The organism is Caballeronia temeraria, from assembly GCF_001544795.2.
Lineage (GTDB): Bacteria > Pseudomonadota > Gammaproteobacteria > Burkholderiales > Burkholderiaceae > Caballeronia > Caballeronia temeraria.
In genome coordinates, this window is sequence record NZ_FCOI02000001.1 from 1 (window position 1) to 19,338 (window position 19,338).

A 19,338-nucleotide genomic window follows, 5' to 3' on the forward strand; every position below is an offset into this window, starting at 1 on the left:
GCGCGGACCCGATGGACCCATCGGCCGCGAAGCGGGCTGGAGCTATTGGTGCTGAACCAGCAAGTGAAGCGGCGCGAAGCGGCAGACCGTGCGCGAGCCAGGCGCGGTTGGGCCTTTGAGGGCACTCTTTAGGCGAATGCCACGGTGGACGAGAGAACTACCCAAATTGCGTGGGACCGCGGGCGTATCGAGCTGCTTTCTTTGGTTACTTTCTTTGCAGCAGCAAAGAAAGTGACTGCCGCCCCGCACAGGGGCAGCGCTAATAGACCAACACGACCACGGGATCCGGCAACAAAAAGCAACAACTATCTCCCATGCAAAGTCGGATGCGAATCAAACACCGGCCCCTGCACGAAATGCACATCAAACTGCTGAAGCGCATTGAACTGCGCTTCATCGGAGACATTGGAAAAAATGAGCGGAATCCTCAAGCGATGCGCATACGCCACAAGATGCTTCACCACTGAATCCCGCAAAGCCTGCCCCGCATCCATCTTGATGAAATCGAGCCGAGCCATATCCGACACCGCCATGATCTGCCCGGCATTGGGCAGATTCCCCGCGACCTTGAACCCGTAGTGCTGATAGCTCTTCGTGAGATAGCCGAGAAACGTCTTGTGCGCGACCGCCGCCGCGGGCAATTCGATCACCACGCGCGACGGGGTCATCCCGAACTCCATCAGCACGGAAGAGAAGTGCAGTCCGTGGTCGTACTTCACGCTCTTCAAAAGCCGCTCGTGCACGCGCAAAAACAAAAGCCCCGGCCGATGCGGCCCGAAGAAGTTGAACGCATGCAGCGCGCGCGACAGCCGGTCCAGCACGACCAGCTCACGATCATCCTCAAGTTGTCCGAACGGATCGCGCGGCGCGTCGCCCTGAATGAGCGTCAACGCCTGCACGCCGAGTTCATCGCCGAAACGCTCCGCGCTCTCCGGCGATGCGCTCAACGTCTGCGGAAAACTATGCGTGCCGACATCGAAAATCGGCTCGTAAGCGCTCGAAATGCACAGATCGCGATAATGCGCGACCGCCTCCCCGGCATGCTCGTTCTCGCCAAGCGCGACATGCGCGCCGAGAAACGGATGGTCCGCAGCGCGGGCGACAAGTTCAGGCAAGGACGGGGCGATCATGGATGGAGCATTCGGGTTCGTGAGGCGTGCCGTACCGGGCGATTTTCATTGGAATGGTCGATGGTATCAGCGCGCAACACCGCGTCCAGCACCAAATTCACATATTGATATGCCGGATCAAGCCCGTCGATTAAGGGTTTACGATCAATTTCACTAATCGTAATTTGTTTTACCATGCGTAAATCGTAGCGACGACCCGCCGCGCAAGTTCGTCGTCGCCTGAACCGCCGCACTTTTCGTCGAGGATTTCGACCATGCCATCGTTCGAGACGCATACGGACGCGAATCAGCACTATCAGTCGGGTTTCGCCAACGACTTCGCCACCGAGGCGCTGCCGGGCGCATTGCCCATCGGCCGCAATTCGCCGCAGCGCGCTGCTTACGGGCTCTACGCCGAGCAGCTCTCAGGCAGCGCGTTCACCGCGCCGCGCGCGCACAATCGCCGCTCGTGGCTGTATCGGATTCGGCCGGCGGCCGTGCACAAGCCGTTCACGCGCATTCCCGCCGATATGCTGCGCGCGAAACTCGTCGCCAATTTCGCCGATGTTCCGCCGACGCCGCCTAATCAACTGCGATGGGACCCGCTGCCGATGCCCGCTGCGCCGACCGATTTCATCGACGGCTGGGTGACGATGGCCGGCAACGGCGCGGCGGAGTCGATGTCCGGTTGCGCGATTCATCTCTACGCCGCGAATCGCCCGATGCAGGACCGCTTCTTCTTCAACGCCGACGGCGAATTGCTGATCGTGCCTCAGCAAGGCCGCCTCGCGATCTGGACGGAACTGGGCAAGCTCGATGTCGAGCCGTTCGAGATCGCCGTGATTCCGCGCGGCGTGCGCTTCACCGTGGCGCTGCCCGATGGCGACGCGCGCGGCTATATCTGCGAGAACTTCGGCGCGCTGTTGCAGTTGCCCGATCTCGGTCCGATCGGCTCGAACGGGCTGGCGAATCCGCGCGACTTCCTCACGCCGAACGCCGCGTACGAAGACCGCGAAGGCCGGTTCGAACTCGTCACGAAGATGAACGGCGTGCTGTGGCGCGCGGATATCGGCCATTCGCCGCTCGATGTCGTCGCGTGGCACGGCAATTACGCACCGTACAAGTACGATCTGCGCCACTTCAACACCATCGGCTCCATCAGCTACGACCATCCGGATCCGTCGATCTTTCTCGTGCTGCAATCGCCGAGCGACACGCCGGGCGTCGATTCGATCGACTTCGTGATCTTCCCGCCGCGCTGGCTCGCAGCTGAAGATACGTTCCGTCCGCCGTGGTTTCATCGGAATGTGGCGAGCGAGTTCATGGGTCTCGTGCACGGCGTCTACGACGCGAAGGCCGAAGGCTTCGTGCCGGGCGGCGCGAGCCTGCACAACTGCATGTCGGGGCACGGGCCGGACGCGGGCACGTTCGAGAAAGCATCGAACATCGATACCTCGAAGCCCGCGAAGGTCGACTCGACGATGGCTTTCATGTTCGAAACGCGCACCCTCATCAAGCCGACGCAGTTCGCGCTCGACACCGCGCAATTGCAGGCGAACTACTACGAGTGCTGGCAAGGCCTCACGAAACACTTCAACCCGGAGCAACGATGAACAACGCGCTGAAGGCCACACTCGCGCCGACGCTCAGGAGCTGGATCGAATCCGCGAACGCACTCGCGAGCGACTTTCCGATCCAGAACCTGCCGTTCGGGATTTTCAGCGATGCCGTGAATCCGCAGCCGCGCGCGGGCGTCGCGATCGGCGAATGGATCGTCGATCTCGCCGCGCTCGAACGCGCCGGGTTGCTCGATGCGCACGGCACGTTCGACAAGCCGCGCCTGAACGACTTCATCGCGCTCGGACGCGAGACGTGGCGCGATGTGCGGATTGCGCTTTCTGCTTTGCTCGCACAGGGCAACGCGACCTTGCGTGACGACGCGGCCTTGCGCCAGCGCGCGCTCGTGCCGCGCAACGGCGCGACGATGCATCTGCCGGTCGAGATTCCGGGCTACACGGATTTCTACTCGTCGAAAGAGCACGCGACGAACGTCGGCTCGATGTTCCGCGATCCGAAGAACGCGCTTTTGCCGAACTGGTCGGAGCTGCCGGTCGGCTATAACGGGCGCGCGTCGTCGGTGGTCGTGAGCGGCACGCCGGTGCGTCGGCCGAACGGTCAGATCAAGCTGCCGAACGAGGATCGGCCGATCTTCAGCGCGTGCCGCAAGCTGGATATCGAGCTGGAGACGGGGTTCATCGTCGGGCGGGGTAATGCGCTCGGCGAACCGATCGCGTGTGAGGACGCGGAGCAGCACATCTTCGGCATGGTGCTGCTCAACGACTGGAGCGCGCGCGATATCCAGCAATGGGAATACGTGCCGCTCGGGCCGTTTAACTCGAAGGGCTTCGCGACGACCATCTCGCCGTGGATCGTCACGCTCGATGCGCTCGAGCCGTTTCGCACCGCGACGCCCGCGCAGGAGCCGAAGCCGCTCGCCTATTTGCGGCACGAAGGCGATCACGCGTTCGATATCGAACTGGAAGTCACGCTGCGTCCCGAAGGCGCGCGGGCGGCCACGACTATTTCGCGGACCAATTTCAAGCTGATGTACTGGTCGATGGCGCAGCAGCTCGCGCATCACACGGTCGGCGGCTGCAATACGCGCGTCGGCGATCTGATGGGCTCGGGCACGATCAGCGGACCGACGCCGGATTCGTGCGGCAGTCTGCTCGAAAGCACGTGGAATGGGCAGCGGCCCATGAAGCTGGAAGAGGGCGGCGAGCGCGCGTTTCTGCAGGACGGGGATGAAATCGTTCTGCGTGGATGGTGTCAGGGCGAGGGGTATCGCGTGGGGTTTGGGGAATGCGCGGGGCAGGTGGTGGCGGCGCGGGGGTGATGGGAGAGCCTCAAAGCTCACTGTTCGGCCATACAATCTATCGAACGGAGCAATGCCACATGCGATCCGAAGGTCGTCGGTCGGGTGGCCCACGACCTTCAGGACGGCAGCTTTGCATGTGAGGCGATCGCTTCGCTATCTCGTTCGGTATCGTCGAAAAAATTCCACATGTCTCTTGAAGCGTTTATGCGCCCAGATCAGACCGCCGATTAGAACGCACCCGAGCACCGTCCATCCGAGCGCTGCCGAATGAGCCGCGCCGCCGCAAATCAAGCCTGAAACCATGGACGCACCAGCGATTCGGTTGTACATCCTGCGCGGCACGCCATAGTGCGCTTCAGCTTGGCATCCTGTGCAAACCCTTGCGCCCCAGGGGAAATCGGTTCGGCAATGCGGGCAATTCAATGCGGACATAGATTTTTAGCTTGTTTCGATGAAGTGCGAATTCGCTTTGGTATCGATACCCAGAGCATTTGTGATCCTAAATAGTTCAGAGAAGATAACTGATTGTCCTGAGCATTGGCGGCGTGGCGTGTAACTCGTTATCAATCGTCAAAGGTCGAGCGCACCACTCGCGGAGTTGATTACTTCTAGTCAGTCAACTTTCGTAGTCTGTTGCCTCCGCTCCCACCACGCCGCCACGAGAAACGCGCACGCCGCCGCCGTCAACACGCCGATCAGCGCATCCGCCCCGACGCGCTGCATCAGCGTGCCCGCGACGATCGGACCGCCGAAGCTCGCGATGCTCCACGACGCCCCGACGATCGCCGTCGCCGATACGAGCGACGGTCCGCGAAAGCGCTCGCCGCACGCGACGATCGACAGCGTGTAGACGCTGCCCGCCGCCGCGCCGATCACGAACAAGAGCGGCCAGCAGATCCACGGATACGCAACCGCCCAGGGCAGAGGCGGCAGCAGCACCGCGGCGACCACGCCCGCGCCCGCATGCACCTTCGCGCGCCCGATGCGATCGGCGAGCCAGCCGATCGGGAATTGCATCGTCGTGTCGCCGAGCAGAATCGCCGACGCGAACAGCACGCCGACATCCTCGCCAATGCCGTGCGACATCGCGAAGAGCGGCATCAGCGAAAGCGCGAGCGTGTCGAAGAGCGCGAAGAAGCCCGTGCCGATCACGAGCGCCGGCATGCGCGGCAGCACGGTGCGCCAGTCGCCGTGTTCGCCTTCTTCGGATGCGAGCGCGTGCGGCGTGCCGCGTATCGATGCGAGCGCCGGCAGCGCCAGCAGGAAAATCGCGCCGCAGAGTGCAAAGCGCATCGACGGTAATCCGCCAATTGCGCTGACGAGCACCGGGCCCGTCATCTGAAACAGCGTGAAGTTGGTCGCGTAGAGGGCGACGACGCGCCCGCGCGTGGCATCGTCGGCGAGCTGGGTGACCCACGCTTCGCCGATGGTGAAAAGCAGCATCAGCGCCGCGCCGCACAGAAAGCGCAGCACGGCCCAGAGCCACAGGTCGACGGTGAACTGCATCGCGATGGTAGACAACGCCGCGACGACCACCGTGCCGACGATCGTCTCGCGCGCGCCGAACCGCGCGGCGACACGGCTCGCCACCGGCGCGATGACGAGGCCGCCCGCCGCCTGCATCGCCGTCATCAGGCCGACGATGTCCGTGCCGTAGCCCGCTTGCGTCAGTGCGAGCGCGGTGAGCGGCAGCGTCGCGCCCAGACCCAGGCCGACGACCGCCACGCTCAATATCAGCGCGAGAAAATCGCGCGAGAGAATGCCCTTCATCCAGCGTACCGCCTGCGAAGAATCAGGCGGCTTGCCCGATCGCAAGACGGCGCGCGCGTTTGTCGAGCGTCGCCGACAGCAGCGTCAGGCCGAACGCGCTCATCGCCATCAGAATGCCGACCCACGGCAGCGACGTGAGCGGCGCGCCCGCGCTGATCACGCAGCCGCCGAGCCACGCGCCGGTCGCATTGCCGAGGTTGAACGCGCCCTGATTCAAGGTCGATGCGAGATTCGGCGCATCGCTCGCGCGATTCACGATCAGGATCTGCAGCGGCGGCACGATCGCGAAGGCGAGCACGCCCCAGAAGAAGATGGTGATCATCGCGGAGACGGGTTCGTGCATCGTGCCGGCGAAGATCGTCAGAATGACGACGATCGCGAGCAGGAACGACAGCAGCGAGCGCAGCAGCTTCCAGTCCGCGAGCTTGCCGCCGAGCGTGCTGCCGACCGTCAGGCCGAGGCCGAAGAGCAGCAGCACATACGTGACCGCGTGCGGCGAAAAGCCCGTCACGTCTTCGAGAATCGGCGTGATATACGTGAACACCGAGAAGAGACTCGCCGATGCCAGCACGCTGATGCCGAGCACCATCAGCACTTGCGGGTTCTTGAGCACGTCGAATTCGCGCAGGATGCTCGTCTCGCGCATCTCGATATGCTTCGGCAGGCACACGGCGAGCGCGCCCGCCGCCGCGACGCCGATCAGCGTGACGACCCAGAACGTCGAGCGCCAGCCGGCCGCCTGGCCGAGCGCGGTGCCGAGCGGCACGCCGAGCACGTTGGCGAGCGTGAGGCCGGTGAACATCAGCGCGATGGCCTGAGCGCGGCGATTCGGCGCGACGAGATCGGCGGCGACCACCGAGCCGATGCCGAAGAACGCGCCGTGACAGAACGCCGTGACGATGCGCGCGCCCATCAGCACCCAGTAGTTCGGCGCGAGCGCGCACAGCATGTTGCCAACGATGAACACGCCGATCAGGCCCATCAGCGCCTTCTTGCGCGGCATCTTCGCGGTGACGATAGCGAGAATCGGCGCGCCGACGGTCACGCCGAGCGCATAGCCGGACACGAGCATGCCCGCCGCCGGAATCGTCACCGCGAGATCGCGCGCGACATTGGGCAACAGGCCCATGATGACGAATTCCGTCGTGCCGATGCCGAACGCGGCAATGGCGAGAGCGAAAAGAGGCAGAGGCATGGCGGGAGCGGACGAGGTGTCACGTCTGGGCGCATCGTCGGATTGAGCGATGCAGGCGCCGAGGCGGAGTTGAAGGCTCGAATTGTACCGAAAGGTTATTTTCGATGCTGGTATAAACCCTGATGCCGAACGGTCCGTCCACGCGTCGGCCCGAACGGATATTCTTTCGGACGCGGCGGCGGCGCACGACTCTTGCAAGCGCGACGCCCGCATGCGTCAGATGTTTCCGGTAACACGTCCGCGCCGTGCATTCCTTGCGCGTCGCGCGCGCCGCAGAGTGTTGGAAAAACGCAGCAACTTTTTGAACGAAGATGTCACCGACAAAATTCCTTTCCCGCGCGGCCGCTGCCGCCACGCTGTTCATCGCATCCACGCTTGCGTTCGCCCAGAGCGACGCGGCCGGTCCCATCGACACGAAAGCGGGCACGCTCTATTTCCTGCGCGACGAATCCGGCATGGCCGCGCTCATCGAGAAACAGGTGTTCGATCGTTTCGACGCGAAGCGCATCGTGCATTTCGACGAAACGTCCGGCACGGCCGACACCGTCACGCGCATGCTCGTGCAGACCGACACCGGCCCGATCCTGTACGACTTCCGCCGCAATCCGCCGCTCGTGCAGCGCGCCGGTCAGCGCATGACGGTCAAACGCGTGTTCTGGCAGGGCGAGGAAGTGGTGATGCAGTCGAATCTCGGCTGGTTCGGCCTGCAGCGCGGCAAGCTCACGAAGCTGCAATCGTCGACGACGATCTATCACTGAGCGGAAACACGCGCTCGCCGGCGATCACGTAGAGCGCTTCGCCGCGCACGCCGCCGTTCACCTCGAAGCCGCCCGTGAATGCGCCGAACGCGGGCAGCACGCCCGCGCGCGGGCCGAAGCGAAAGCACGGCAGGCGCGCGCTGTCGACGCGCGTCGCGAGCCGGTAGACGGGATGCTCATGCCCCGCGAGCGCGTAAGCGCCATCGACTGTCTGCGGATGATGACAAAGCGCCCACGGCCCGAGCATATGCGGCTCCTTCACGACATCGACGCCGAATAGCGCGGGCAGCGCGCCCGCGTGTTTGTCGTGATTGCCTTCGACGAGCACGAGCGCAAGTTCGCGATGCTTCGCGCGCCACGCGGCGAGCGCGTCGAGGGTTTCATCGGCGTGGGATTCGCGGGCGTGCAGCAAGTCGCCGAGAAAGACGATCGATTCCGGCCGATGCGCCGCGACGAGCGCATCGAGCCGCGCGAGGCTCTCGCCGGTCGTGCCGACGGGCACCGGAATGCCGCGCGCGCGAAACACGGCGTCCTTGCCGAAATGCGCATCGGCGATGAAAAGGCTCTTGGCGTGCGGATCGAACGCCGCGCGCTGCGCGGAGATCACGAGCGCGTGGCCGTGGACATCGATGGTCAGTGCTTCCATTTATGCTTTCGCTGCCTTCTCCAGATCCGCGAGCATACGCTCGACGCGATCCGATAGCTTCTCCGTGCTCACCTTCTCCCGCAAGCGCGCGACGATCAGCGGAAACGCAAAAGGCGTCGGCTTTTTCGGCGCATGCAGCGCGAGGCGGCTTTCGCTCATGCGTTCGAGCGCCGCCCGGATGCGGCCGAGTTCGAGTTCCTGCAGCATCACTTCCTGATCGGCTTGCGCGAGCAGCAGATTGCCGCTGTCGTGCTTGCGGAAGACTTCGTAGAACAGCCCGCTCGACGCCTGCAATTGCCGCGCGCTTTTCTGCTGTCCCGGATGACCTTGATAGATCAACCCTGACACGCGCGCGATTTCGCGAAAGCGCCGCGCCGACAACTCCGATGCGTTGAGGCTCGCCAGAATGTCGTGCTCCAGATTCTCCGGCGAAAAAAGCCCTTCTTCGATGAGCGTTTCCCAATCGAACGGCCGTGCCGACAGCAGCTCGAAGCCGTAATCGTTCATCGAAATGGAAAACGTGCTCGGTTGATCGCGCGCAACCCGCCAGCCGATAAGCGACCCCAGCCCGATATGCGCCATGCGCCCCGCGAACGGATAGCAGAAGAAGTGATGCCCCTCGCGCGAACGCACGAGTTCGACGACGAGCACGCCCGGCCCCGGCAGCGCGGACCACTTCGCCTGCAAATCGAGCAGCGGTTTGATGGCGCGCATCTCGGGCTCGTCGTAGATGCCGTCGTTGGCGCGCGCGAGCATCACGAGGGCGGCATCGGCGAGTTCGGACGAGAGCGGCATCTTGCTGCCGGCCCATTGCGGCATCGCCCCGCGCGATGACGTCGCGCGTTTCACGTAGGCGGTCATGTCGCGCACGCGCACGAGTTCGAGCGCGCGTCCGCCGAACGTGAAGACATCGCCGGGCTTGAGGCGCGAGATGAACGATTCCTCCATCGCGCCGATGCGCCCGCCCGTCATATAAGCCACGTTGATGGTTGCGTTCGCGACGATCGTGCCGACGTTGTTGCGATGCCGGCGCACGAGGTCGTCGCGCGGCACGCGATACACGCCGTCATCGTCCTTCACGACGCGATGAAAATCCGGATACGCCCCGAGCGATGCGCCGCCGCGCTCGACGAACGCGAGCGCCCAGTCGAACTCCCGCTGCGTCAGATCGCGATACGCATACGCGGTGCGCACTTCGTCGAGCATATCGGCCGATGTGAAGCCGCCGCCGATCGCCACCGTCACGAGATGCTGCACGAGCACGTCGAGCGGCTTTAACGGCATGTCGCGCCCTTCGATGCGACGCTCCTGGATCGCCCAGCGCGCCGCGGCTGCTTCGACGAGTTCGAGCGCATGCGTCGGCACGATCGTCACGCGCGATACGCGTCCCGGCGCGTGCCCCGAGCGTCCCGCGCGCTGCATCAGCCGCGCGACGCCTTTGGGCGAGCCGATTTGAAACACGCGATCGACCGGCAGAAAATCGACGCCCAGATCCAGACTCGACGTGCACACGACCGCTTTCAGTTGCCCGTTTTTCAGGCCGAGTTCGACCCAGTCGCGCACTTCCTTATCGAGCGAGCCGTGATGCAGCGCGAGCAATCCCGCCCAGTCCGGCCGCAGTTCGAGCAGCGCGCGATACCAGATTTCCGATTGCGAGCGCGTGTTGGTGAAGACGAGCGAGCTTTGCGCACGATCGATTTCATCGGCGACGGGGCCGACCTGCCGCACGCCCAGATGGCCGCCCCACGGAAAGCGCTCGATGGTCTCGGGAATCAGCGTATCGACGACGAGCGTTTTCGGCTGCGCGCCACGCACGACGACGCGCGGCGTCTTCACCGGATGCAGCAACGCATCGTGCGCGGGCGCAAGATTGCCGAGCGTCGCGGACAGGCCCCATATCTGCAGATCGGGACGCCAGCGGGCGAGCCGCGCGATCGCGAGTTGCGTCTGCGTGCCGCGCTTGTTGCCGAGCAGCTCATGCCATTCATCGACGACGATCATGCGCAGGTGCTTCAGCTCCTCCTGCGCATTGGCGCGCGTGAGCATCAGCGTCAGGCTTTCGGGCGTCGTGACGAGCGCCGACGGCATCCGCCGATTCTGACGCGCGCGCTCGGTCGATGACGTGTCGCCCGTGCGCAGCCCGACCGTCCACGGCACCGACAGCGCGCTCACCGCGTTTTGCAGCGCGCGGGCGCTGTCGGCGGCGAGCGCGCGCATCGGCGTGATCCACAGGACCGTGAGCGGCGCAGGGTTGGTATCGACCTTCGATGACCACGCGAAAGCCGCCAGCGCGCCGAGCCACACGGCCCACGTCTTGCCCGCGCCCGTCGTCGCGTGAAGCAGGCCGCTCGCGCCGCGCGCGATCTCGCGCCACGCTTCGCGCTGAAATTCGAACGGCTGCCAGCCGCGTTCGTCGAACCAGCGCGCGATGCGTGCATCGATCGGCTTCGCGGCTTCGTTCGCGTCGAATGCGAAAGGCGCGGGCGTGAAAAGCTCGGCGGCGGCATCGAGCTTCGCCTGCGCCGCACGCGTGCGCGGCACCCGGCGAGGGCGCGGCGCGCGCCGCTTGCGGTCATCGGCGGATTCGGGCGCGCTCATGCGGCGGCCTCGTTCAGAAAGCCCTTGAGCATGTCGAGCGTGTCGGCGTCTTCGATCGCCTTGTCGGTGCGCCAGCGCAGCATGCGCGGAAAGCGCACGGCGATGCCCGACTTGTGACGCGGGCTCGCCTGGATGCCTTCGAAGCCGATCTCGAAGACGAGCGTCGGCGTGACGCTCCTCACCGGTCCGAATTTCTCGATGGTCGTCTTGCGCACGATCGCATCGACGCGGCGCATTTCTTCATCGGTCAGACCGGAATAAGCCTTTGCGAAGGGCACGAGCGTGCGCGTGCCGCCGGCTTCGTCCCAGACGGCGAAAGTGAAATCCGTGTAGAGGCTCGCGCGCCGTCCGTGGCCGCGCTGCGCATAGAGGAGCACTGCGTCGATGGCATACGGATCGATCTTCCACTTCCACCACGTGCCCGATGCCTTCGTGCGCCCGACGCCGTACATCGACGCACGCTCCTTCAGCATCAGTCCTTCGACGCCGCGCGCGCGGCTTTCGTCGCGCAATTGCGCCAGCGCATGCCAGCCGGATGCCGTCACGACCGGCGACACGCGCAGCACGTCCACCTGCAAGGAAGACGCCAGCGCGTCCAGCCGGGCGCGCCGCGCGTGCAGCGGCTCCATACGCAGATCGCGGCCATCGATTTCGAGCAGATCGTAGGCGAGCAGCGCGGCGGGCGAATCCGCGAGCACTTTCTTCGTGAGCGATTTGCGCGTGATGCGCGGTTGCAGCCGCGCGAACGGCAAGGGCACATCGGCGCCCGGTTCCCACGCGAGGATTTCGCCGTCGATCACGGTGCCGTCGGGCAGCGCTTCGCCGAGCGCGGCGAGTTCGGGAAAGCGCTCGGTCACGAGATCCTCACCGCGCGACCAGACCCACACGCGGCCCGCGCGCTTCACGAGTTGCGCGCGGATGCCGTCCCATTTCCATTCGACGATCCAGTCATCGGGCGAGCCAAGCGTCGCCGGATCGGTTTGCAGCGGATGCGCGAGAAAAAACGGAAAGGGCAGGCCGATATCGCTTTCGTGCGGCGTGTCGACGTCGTCGCCTTCGGTCGCCGGCGCGATCAGCCGAAGGTAGCGCGCGGCGCTCGGCTTCTCGCGCGAATCGGTCCAGCCGACCATGCGTTGCGCGATGCGCTTGTGATCGACGCCCGCAACCTGAGCGAGCGCACGCACGACGAGCTGCCGCGCGACGCCCACGCGAAAGCCGCCGCCAATCAGCTTCGTCAGCAGAAAGCGCTCGCTCCAGTTCAGTTCGTCCCAGTAGCTCAGGAGGCGTTCGCGCAATTCGGCCGGCTCGATGCCGCGCAACGTAAGCACGCGTTCTTCGATCCACTGCGCGAGCCCGAGCGACGATTCGCCCGACGCCGGCGGCAGCACATGCGCGATGGTTTCCGCGAGATCGCCGACCGCCTGATACGACTCTTCGAACAGCCACGCCGGCAAGCCCGCGCGCTCGCGGGCGAATTCGGTGAGCAGGCGCGTCGGCACGGACTGGCGCGGCTTGCCGCCCGCGAGAAAATACGACGCCCACGCGGCATCTTCGGGCGCCGCGCCCGAAAAATACGCGATCAGCGCTTCGAGCTTCTCGTTGGTCGACGTGGTCGCGTCGAGCGCGGCGTAGAGCGTCGCGAAGCGCTTCATGATGCGTCGACCTTGCCGGCATCGAGGTCGGCTTCGACGGCATCGTCGCCGTATTCGGTCTTGAACGCGCCCGCGTCCAGGCCTTGTTCGCAGAGCCAGCGCACCATCGGCTCGATCTGTCCGTGCGTGACGATCACGCGTTGCGCGCCGCTCGCGCCGATGGCGAGTTGCAGCCCCGGCCAGTCCGCGTGATCCGACAGCACGAAGCCGCGATCGACGCCCTTGCGCCGCCGCGTGCCGCGCAGACGCATCCAGCCGGACGCGAAGGCATCGCTGTAATCGCCGAAGCGGCGCATCCACGTGCTGCCCTGCGCGGACGGCGGCGCGACGATCAGCGCGCCCTTGAACGCGGCCTTGTCCTTTGCCGCGATCTCGCTGACGAGCCGCGTGTCCGGCAACGCGACGCCCGACTCGCGATACGCGCGATTGAGTGGCTCGACCGCGCCGTGACAGAAGACCGGACCGATGGCGGCGTCGACGCCCGCCAGCACGCGCTGCGCCTTGCCGAACGAATAGCAGAACAGCACCGACGCGCGGCCTTCGCTCGCGTTGTGGCGCCACCAGGAATCGATGCCGTCGAAGACGTCGCGCGAGCGGTCCCATCGATAGATCGGCAGGCCGAACGTCGATTCGGTGATGAACGTATCGCAGCGCACCGGTTCGAACGGCGCGCAGGTCGGGTCCGGCTCGACCTTGTAGTCGCCCGATGCAACCCACACGCGTCCCTTGTATTCGACGCGCACCTGCGCCGAGCCGAGCACGTGCCCGGCCGGATGCAGCGACACGCGCACGCCGTTCACGACGATGACCTCACCGTAGGCGAGCCCTTGCACGTCGATGCCCGGCAGCCTCGACAGCAGCACGCCCAAGCCCGGTTCGGCCGCGAGATAGTGCGCATGACCGAAGCGCGCGTGATCGGCATGCGCATGCGTGATGACGGCGCGTTCGACAGGCCGCCAAGGGTCGATATGGAAGTTGCCCGGCACACAGAAGAGACCTTCGGGCCGCGCGACGATGAGATCGGAAGAGGTGTCCACTAATCGCTATCGATGCCGTGTATGACAGTTGCGTGACGCGCTCGCCGTCAGGCTATGTCGATGTGTTCGATTCTGGCAACAAAAGCACGTCACGTGCCCGTCATGGCGCTTTCATGAATCGCGTCTAGGGTGTAAAAGTTTATTTGGCCCGAGCGTCTGTTTAGCGACGGTCGTTCGGGATGCTTGTCAGCGAAACACGCGCGCACGGGGCGCGCGCGCCGCGGTCTTCTTCATATGCCGAACATGGACACGATGGTTGCGCCGACCGCCGCAGAAGCGGTCTGGATCGTCAGGCTCCAGAGCCATCCGCAGTATGACTTCGTGCGCCTGAAGCGCGTGTTTACCGACTACGGCTCGCGCCATCAGGTCGTGCTCGTCGACGTGAGAAAGCTGCTCGAGTGCGCCAATCGCGACGACACGGATTACGTGCTCAAAGCCGTCGACGACTGGCACGCGGGCAAAGTGCGCGGCATTCGCGAGTTTCTCGATCCCGATAATCCCCGCGTGCCGGAAATGCCTTATGTGACGATCAGCGTGCGCCGCTCGCCGGGGCTGCTCGGGCTTTTGGGCGTGCACCGGGAAGGCGTCGTCGCGTTTCGCAACGGCCAGCATCGCGCGCGCTACATGGCCTATGCCGGCGCGCTGTGCATGCCGGTGGAAGTGCATGAGCGTGAAGCGGCGCTTCTACATGAGATGTGCGCGGCGCCGGACGCGTCGAGCGCGGAATACGGGGAAATTTGAGCGCTGCCGGAAAAGCGTGATTCCGTTGGACGAAGGGCCAGACGGCGCAGACGCCGTGCTGGCCCTTGTCGTAGTGATGCCTCTAGTTGGCGGTTGCCGATGCGCTGTGGATTGACTGCACCGGGACGGTCGGCGGCATGGCCGCGCGAATGATCTCGTCGGGGCGGCCGTTTTTGGCGGCAAATTCCCGGCCGAGATAGTCCAGCGCATAATCGATGAAAAATCGCGTTTTCGCCGGGAGATATTGCCGTCCCGGATAGACGATCGACACTTTCATGTCGGGATCATCGATCGAATAGCCGTCCAGCAGACGAACCAGCGCGCCGCTCTCGATATCCCCGCGCACGATGCCTTCAGGAAGAATGGAAAATCCCATGCTCTTCAGTGTCGCGAGACGGACCATCAGCGCATTATTGACGGTGTATGCCGGCGCGAGCGTGATCTGGTCGGCCGCACCGTGCCGGTGCCGGAAGTGCCATGTCTGACTGCGCATCTCGTTCGGCAGACCGACCGAAGGCAACGCCTGCAAGTCGGTCGGCGCGGCGGGCATGCCGTGCTCGGCGAGGAATGCCGGCGTCGCCACCGTCGCGAGCGTGCTGGTGCCGACCGGCCGTTCGATGAGCGCCGTGCTCGACACCATGAACGCCGTGACGATGCCGACGTCATAGCCGTCCTCGACGAGATCGACATGACGTTCAGCGAGCGTGAGCCGCACGTTGACTTTCGGATACACCTTGCGGAAGCCGTCGATGAGCGGCGTCAGCGTCAGCAGCGAAAGCGCGCTCGATGCAACGACACGCAAGGTGCCGCTGGGTTCGCCTTCCGTATGTGTCACGGTCGACTCGAGATGATCCAGTTCTTCCAGCAACGCGCGGCAGCCCTCGAGATAGCGCGTTCCGGCTTCGGTGAGAGACAGGTTGCGGGTGGTGCGGTTGATGAGGCGAGTTCGGAGGTGCGCCTCGAGCATTGCGATTGCTCGTGTGACAAGTGCATTCGAGACATCGAGTTGCTGTGCTGCACGGCGAAAGCTTTCGGTATCCGCCACGCGCACGAAGACGCGCATTGCATGGATCTGATTCATCGTTGTGCCCTCTCAGGTGGTACCACGCGGATCGGACGGGCTGTTCTAAGACAGCTTTGTGTCCGGTTTTTGAACGACGCGTTAAGTCGATAATATTGAGAGCTAACCAATATTGCAATATCAAATTTCTATAAGACGAGATAAATCTTTCCAGCGTGATTAACGTTGTTAATGGCGGCGGCATGCGTTTCAAAATAGAGCATCGTTGTTCGGAATAGAATATGTACGAAAGGCATGCATTTTTTGAATCTGGCAGTTTTGCCATCATCTTTTTCGAATGTATGGTGGAGCTATTTACAAAACTGAATATTTCGCGCTGTTTCTGCGAAGGAGCGCATGCATATATCAAGCATGCAGGAAAAAGATTTTATTTATCGCCCGGTTAATATCGATAAAAACTTTTTCACGGGACGTTATTCGCGTTTTCAGATATTGCTGGAGCCTTGAGCAGCGCAATTATTTTCGATGACCGATAACACGGGCCGATTCCATGATTTGGACTTTGCTTGCGGCGCAGCCTGAAATTGCGCTTTTTTCCAGTCTCGCGATTGGTTATCTCGTCGGGTCCGTCAAACTCGGTCCGGTTCAGCTCGGCGGCGTATGCGGCACGCTCATCGTGGCGCTAATTCTTGGACAAAGCGGGGCGCGCATTTCACCCGATCTCAAGAATATTGCCTTCGCGCTCTTTATCTTCGCACTGGGTTTCACCGGCGGCCCGCAGTTCTTCGCGAACATCGGGCGCGGCTGGCGTTACGGCGCGCTTTCGCTCGTCGAAATCGTCGTCGTGCTTGCGCTCGTGCTCGGCGCCGTCGTGATACTGAAACTCGACGCGGGCACGGCGGCGGGATTGCTCGCGGGCGGCGCGACTGAATCCGCCGTGATCGGCACGGCGTCGGAAGCCATCAACCGGCTCGGTTTGTCCACGACAGACACCGCGCGAATGCAGGCGAATATCGTGACCGCGTACAGCGTGAGCTATCTGTTCGGCCTCGTCACGATCGTGCTCTTCACGAGCCAGTTCGCGCCGCTCATGCTGCGCGTGAATCTGCGCGACGAAGCCGACCGCGTCTGGCGCAAGCTGGGCGGCGACGGCGCGCTCGGCACCGGACAGACGCCCGCCGCGCCGCCGCTCGCCGGCCGCGAGCTCAGGGTGACGGCAGCCGCGGGCGAGACCATCGGCGAACTGGAGAAGCGCTTTCGCGACAACATCAGCGTGCAGCGGGTGCAGCGCGATCGTTCGGTCATCAAGCCGCAGCCCGCGGTCGTGCTGAAAGCGGGCGATCTCGTCGTGGTCGGCGGGCGGCGCGAGGCGCTCGTCGAGGCGATTCCCGCGATCGGCGAGGAAGTGTTCGGCAACGGCGTCTCCGATGTCTATGTGGAGCGCGCCGACGTGATGCTCACGCGCCGCGAGCTGCACGGCCTCACGCTCGCGCAGGTGCGCGCCCGCGCCGCGCCCGCCGATGCGCACGGCATCTTCGTTTCGGCCGTGACGCGTCTGGACAGCACGATTCCCGCGCTGTCCGGCACGCAGGTGCATCGCGGCGACGTGCTGACGCTCGTCGGCAACAAGGAGGACGTCGCGCGCGGCGCGGCCAGGCTCGGCTATCTCATTCCCGCCACGCAGAAAACCGACTTCGTGTTTCTCGGGCTCGGCGTGCTGCTCGGCATCGGGATCGGGCGGCTGTCGGCGCATGTCGGCGGCATCGATCTGACGCTCGGCACGGGCGGCGGCTGTCTGCTCGCGGGACTGCTCTTCGGCTGGGTTCGCTCGCGCCATCCGCTGATCGGCTCGCTGCCCTCGGCGGCGGCGCAGATTCTGAAGGACTTCGGCCTGTGCACGTTCATCGCGGCGGTCGGGCTGTCGGCGGGCACGGACGCGGTGCGGCTCGTGCGCGAATACGGCATTGCGCTGCCGATTGCGGGCATCGTCATCACGCTCGGGCCGGCGCTCGCGTCGCTCTTTATCGGACGATGGCTGCTCAAGCTCGACGTGCCGATGCTCCTCGGCGCGATCGCCGGCCAGCAGTGCAGCACGCCCGCGATCAGCGCGCTCGTCGGCGCGACGGGCAACGCGACGCCCATGATCGGCTACACGATCACCTACGCGCTCTCGAACGTGCTGCTGCCGCTGCTCGGGCCGGTGATCGTCGGGCTCGCGAGCAAACTGGGCTGATGTCATGGACTGGCTCCACGCAATCTTTCAGAAATCGCCCGAATCGGCGCTCTTTTTGTCGCTCGCGGCGGGTTATCTGCTTGGCCAGATCAACTTCGGCAAGTTCCAGCTCGGCGGCGTGGGCGGCTCGCTGATCGCGGCGGTCATCGTGAGTCAGGCGGGCGTGCAGATCGACAACGGCGTGAAATCCGTGATGTTCGCTGTCTTCATCTACGCGGTCGGTTACGACTCGGGGCCGCAGTTCTTCAGCTCGATCAACCGCCGCACGCTGCGCGAAATCGCGATGGCGGTGTTTCTCGCCGTGACGGCGCTCGCGAGCGTGCTCGTCTGCGCGAAGCTCTTCGGTCTGAACAAGGGCCTCGCGGCCGGACTGGCGGGCGGCGCGCTGACGCAATCGGCGATCATCGGCACGGCGGGCGACGCAATCGCGCGGCTCGGCTTGCCCGCCGACCAGATCAAGTCCTTGCAGGCCGACGTCGCGATCGCATATGCGGTGACCTACGTGTTCGGCTCGCTCGGCGCGATCATCGTGTGCGTGAACATCCTGCCGAAGTTCATGGGGCAGGGTCTCAAGGACGCATCGGCCGATGCGGAGAAGGCGCTCGCGGGCAGCGCGTCCGGTCCCGCGCCGGGGCAGATTTCGGCGTTGCCCGCGCTCGTCGGGCGCACGTACCGCGTGACGAGCGACGGCGCGGCGGAGCGCACGGTCGCCCATGTCGAAGTCGACGAACAGGACATGATCACCATCGAACGCATCCGGCGCGGCGGACACGCGCTGGACCCCGCGCAGGATCTCGTGCTGAAGGCGGGCGATATCGTGCTCGTCGTCGGGCGGCGCGAGGTGATGGTGGGCGCGGCGGCGCACATCGGCGAGGAAGTCGCGGATGCCGATGGCAGCAGCGTCGTCATGCAGACACGCCGGGGCGTGTTCACGAAGCGCGGGATGAACCACGTGAGCATCGCCGAGGTGCGCGAAACCGTCGACCGCGACATGCGGCACGGCGTGTATATCCAGGGCATCTCGCGCGTGGGGCATCCGCTGCCGGTGCTGCCCGAGACGACGCTGGATCACGGCGACGTCATCACGTTCTACGGCTCGCCGCAGGACACGAAGCGCGCCGTCGACGCCGCGGGTTACGAGCTGCCGTATTCCGACAAGACCGATTTCATCTATATGGGCGTCGGCATCGTGCTCGGGCTGCTGATCGGGCTGATCGTCGTCGATATCGGCGGCGTGCCGCTCACGCTCGGCTCGGGCGGCGGCTGTCTGCTCGCGGGGCTGCTGTTCGGCTGGATGCGCGGCAAGCATCTGATGTACGGCGCGATGCCGCCGGCCGCATCGCAATTGCTGAAGGATTTCGGGCTGGCGGCGTTCGTCGCGGTGGTCGGGCTGAATTCCGGCTTGCAGGCGATCGTGACTGTGAAGCAGAGCGGGCTGACGATCTTTCTGCTCGGCGTGTTCGTCACGCTCTTTCCGCTCGTGCTGACGATGCTTTTCGGCCGCTATATCCTGCGCTACGACAACGCGGCGCTGCTCGCGGGCGCGTTGACCGGCTCGCGCAGCGCGAACCCCGCGTTCGGCGGCGTGCTCGACAAGGCCGAAAGCGCGGTGCCGACCGTGCCGTTCGCGATCACGTATGCGCTCGCGAACGTGCTGCTGACGTTGCTCGGACCGCTCGTGGTGGGACTCGTGTAGCGGC

The 19,338-nt window shown here is 64.5% G+C and carries 15 protein-coding genes; 6 read left to right on the forward strand and 9 right to left on the reverse strand.

The window, feature by feature from the left end; genetic code table 11:
- Positions 1-305: 305 nt before the first annotated feature.
- The gene (locus AWB76_RS00005; RefSeq protein ID WP_061158100.1) at positions 306-1,130 is read right to left on the reverse strand and encodes an EAL domain-containing protein; all 825 of its coding nucleotides are present in this window, start codon (positions 1,128-1,130) and stop codon (positions 306-308) included.
- Positions 1,127-1,306: a hypothetical protein gene (locus AWB76_RS40595; protein ID WP_157696024.1), complete on the reverse strand. Its 180-nt coding sequence runs from the start codon at positions 1,304-1,306 to the stop codon at positions 1,127-1,129. Before AWB76_RS40595 ends, AWB76_RS00005 begins: the two co-directional genes overlap by 4 nt.
- Positions 1,307-1,384: 78 nt before the next feature.
- Between AWB76_RS40595 and hmgA the strand changes: the two genes are divergently transcribed.
- Positions 1,385-2,722: a homogentisate 1,2-dioxygenase gene (gene hmgA, locus AWB76_RS00010; RefSeq protein ID WP_061158101.1), complete on the forward strand. Its 1,338-nt coding sequence runs from the start codon at positions 1,385-1,387 to the stop codon at positions 2,720-2,722.
- Entirely contained in the window at positions 2,719-4,005 is a 1,287-nt protein-coding gene (gene fahA / locus AWB76_RS00015) for a fumarylacetoacetase (protein WP_061158102.1), read from the forward strand. The genes hmgA and fahA overlap by 4 nt, the downstream gene beginning before the upstream one ends.
- A 594-nt stretch (positions 4,006-4,599) precedes the next feature.
- On the opposite strand, the gene AWB76_RS00020 is transcribed toward fahA, so the two are convergent.
- Positions 4,600-5,757, reverse strand: a complete 1,158-nt coding sequence (locus tag AWB76_RS00020) for an MFS transporter (RefSeq protein ID WP_061158103.1) — start codon at positions 5,755-5,757, stop codon at positions 4,600-4,602.
- Between the two features lie 22 nt (positions 5,758-5,779).
- Complete coding sequence (locus AWB76_RS00025) at positions 5,780-6,952, reverse strand: MFS transporter (protein ID WP_061158104.1); 1,173 nt, start codon at positions 6,950-6,952, stop codon at positions 5,780-5,782.
- 311 nt (positions 6,953-7,263) lie between these two features.
- Between AWB76_RS00025 and AWB76_RS00030 the strand changes: the two genes are divergently transcribed.
- Positions 7,264-7,710 carry a hypothetical protein gene (locus AWB76_RS00030; RefSeq protein WP_061158105.1) on the forward strand — a complete coding sequence of 149 codons (447 nt, stop codon included), beginning with the start codon at positions 7,264-7,266 and terminating at the stop codon, positions 7,708-7,710.
- Here the strand turns inward: AWB76_RS00030 and pdeM are convergent.
- From pdeM to AWB76_RS00050, 4 genes are read right to left on the reverse strand one after another with little or no spacing between them, the layout of a single operon-like run.
- Positions 7,673-8,356, reverse strand: coding sequence for a ligase-associated DNA damage response endonuclease PdeM (gene pdeM / locus AWB76_RS00035; RefSeq protein WP_061158106.1), 684 nt, complete (start codon positions 8,354-8,356; stop codon positions 7,673-7,675). The two genes, AWB76_RS00030 and pdeM, sit on opposite strands and share 38 nt — an antisense overlap.
- Complete coding sequence (locus AWB76_RS00040; RefSeq protein WP_061158107.1) at positions 8,357-10,954, reverse strand: ligase-associated DNA damage response DEXH box helicase; 2,598 nt, start codon at positions 10,952-10,954, stop codon at positions 8,357-8,359.
- Positions 10,951-12,606: an ATP-dependent DNA ligase gene (locus AWB76_RS00045; RefSeq protein ID WP_061158108.1), complete on the reverse strand. Its 1,656-nt coding sequence runs from the start codon at positions 12,604-12,606 to the stop codon at positions 10,951-10,953. Before AWB76_RS00045 ends, AWB76_RS00040 begins: the two co-directional genes overlap by 4 nt.
- Positions 12,603-13,643 (reverse strand): ligase-associated DNA damage response exonuclease, encoded by a 1,041-nt coding sequence (locus AWB76_RS00050; protein ID WP_061158109.1) that lies wholly within the window; start codon positions 13,641-13,643, stop codon positions 12,603-12,605. The genes AWB76_RS00045 and AWB76_RS00050 overlap by 4 nt, the downstream gene beginning before the upstream one ends.
- A gap of 234 nt (positions 13,644-13,877) precedes the next feature.
- Between AWB76_RS00050 and AWB76_RS00055 the strand changes: the two genes are divergently transcribed.
- The gene (locus AWB76_RS00055; protein WP_082864329.1) at positions 13,878-14,384 is read left to right on the forward strand and encodes a plasmid fertility inhibition factor family protein; all 507 of its coding nucleotides are present in this window, start codon (positions 13,878-13,880) and stop codon (positions 14,382-14,384) included.
- A gap of 82 nt (positions 14,385-14,466) precedes the next feature.
- Here the strand turns inward: AWB76_RS00055 and AWB76_RS00060 are convergent, their stop codons facing one another.
- Positions 14,467-15,465, reverse strand: a complete 999-nt coding sequence (locus AWB76_RS00060) for a LysR family transcriptional regulator (protein WP_061158111.1) — start codon at positions 15,463-15,465, stop codon at positions 14,467-14,469.
- A gap of 490 nt (positions 15,466-15,955) precedes the next feature.
- On the opposite strand from AWB76_RS00060, the gene aspT (AWB76_RS00065) reads away from it, so the two are divergent.
- Positions 15,956-17,638: an aspartate-alanine antiporter gene (gene aspT / locus AWB76_RS00065; RefSeq protein WP_061158112.1), complete on the forward strand. Its 1,683-nt coding sequence runs from the start codon at positions 15,956-15,958 to the stop codon at positions 17,636-17,638.
- A gap of 4 nt (positions 17,639-17,642) precedes the next feature.
- Positions 17,643-19,334, forward strand: coding sequence for an aspartate-alanine antiporter (aspT, locus tag AWB76_RS00070; protein ID WP_061158113.1), 1,692 nt, complete (start codon positions 17,643-17,645; stop codon positions 19,332-19,334).
- Positions 19,335-19,338 lie beyond the last annotated feature (4 nt).

Bases quoted from the DNA above. Each gene is read 5' to 3' on its own strand.
- AWB76_RS00005 (WP_061158100.1), bottom strand. From the start codon at position 1,130: ATGATCGCCCCGTCCTTGCCTGAACTTGTCGCCCGCGCTGCGGACCAT.
- AWB76_RS40595 (WP_157696024.1), bottom strand. From the start codon at position 1,306: ATGGTAAAACAAATTACGATTAGTGAAATTGATCGTAAACCCTTAATC.
- hmgA (WP_061158101.1), top strand. From the start codon at position 1,385: ATGCCATCGTTCGAGACGCATACGGACGCGAATCAGCACTATCAGTCG.
- fahA (WP_061158102.1), top strand. From the start codon at position 2,719: ATGAACAACGCGCTGAAGGCCACACTCGCGCCGACGCTCAGGAGCTGG.
- AWB76_RS00020 (WP_061158103.1), bottom strand. From the start codon at position 5,757: ATGAAGGGCATTCTCTCGCGCGATTTTCTCGCGCTGATATTGAGCGTG.
- AWB76_RS00025 (WP_061158104.1), bottom strand. From the start codon at position 6,952: ATGCCTCTGCCTCTTTTCGCTCTCGCCATTGCCGCGTTCGGCATCGGC.
- AWB76_RS00030 (WP_061158105.1), top strand. From the start codon at position 7,264: ATGTCACCGACAAAATTCCTTTCCCGCGCGGCCGCTGCCGCCACGCTG.
- pdeM (WP_061158106.1), bottom strand. From the start codon at position 8,356: ATGGAAGCACTGACCATCGATGTCCACGGCCACGCGCTCGTGATCTCC.
- AWB76_RS00040 (WP_061158107.1), bottom strand. From the start codon at position 10,954: ATGAGCGCGCCCGAATCCGCCGATGACCGCAAGCGGCGCGCGCCGCGC.
- AWB76_RS00045 (WP_061158108.1), bottom strand. From the start codon at position 12,606: ATGAAGCGCTTCGCGACGCTCTACGCCGCGCTCGACGCGACCACGTCG.
- AWB76_RS00055 (WP_082864329.1), top strand. From the start codon at position 13,878: ATGCCGAACATGGACACGATGGTTGCGCCGACCGCCGCAGAAGCGGTC.
- AWB76_RS00060 (WP_061158111.1), bottom strand. From the start codon at position 15,465: ATGAATCAGATCCATGCAATGCGCGTCTTCGTGCGCGTGGCGGATACC.
- aspT (WP_061158112.1), top strand. From the start codon at position 15,956: ATGATTTGGACTTTGCTTGCGGCGCAGCCTGAAATTGCGCTTTTTTCC.
- aspT (WP_061158113.1), top strand. From the start codon at position 17,643: ATGGACTGGCTCCACGCAATCTTTCAGAAATCGCCCGAATCGGCGCTC.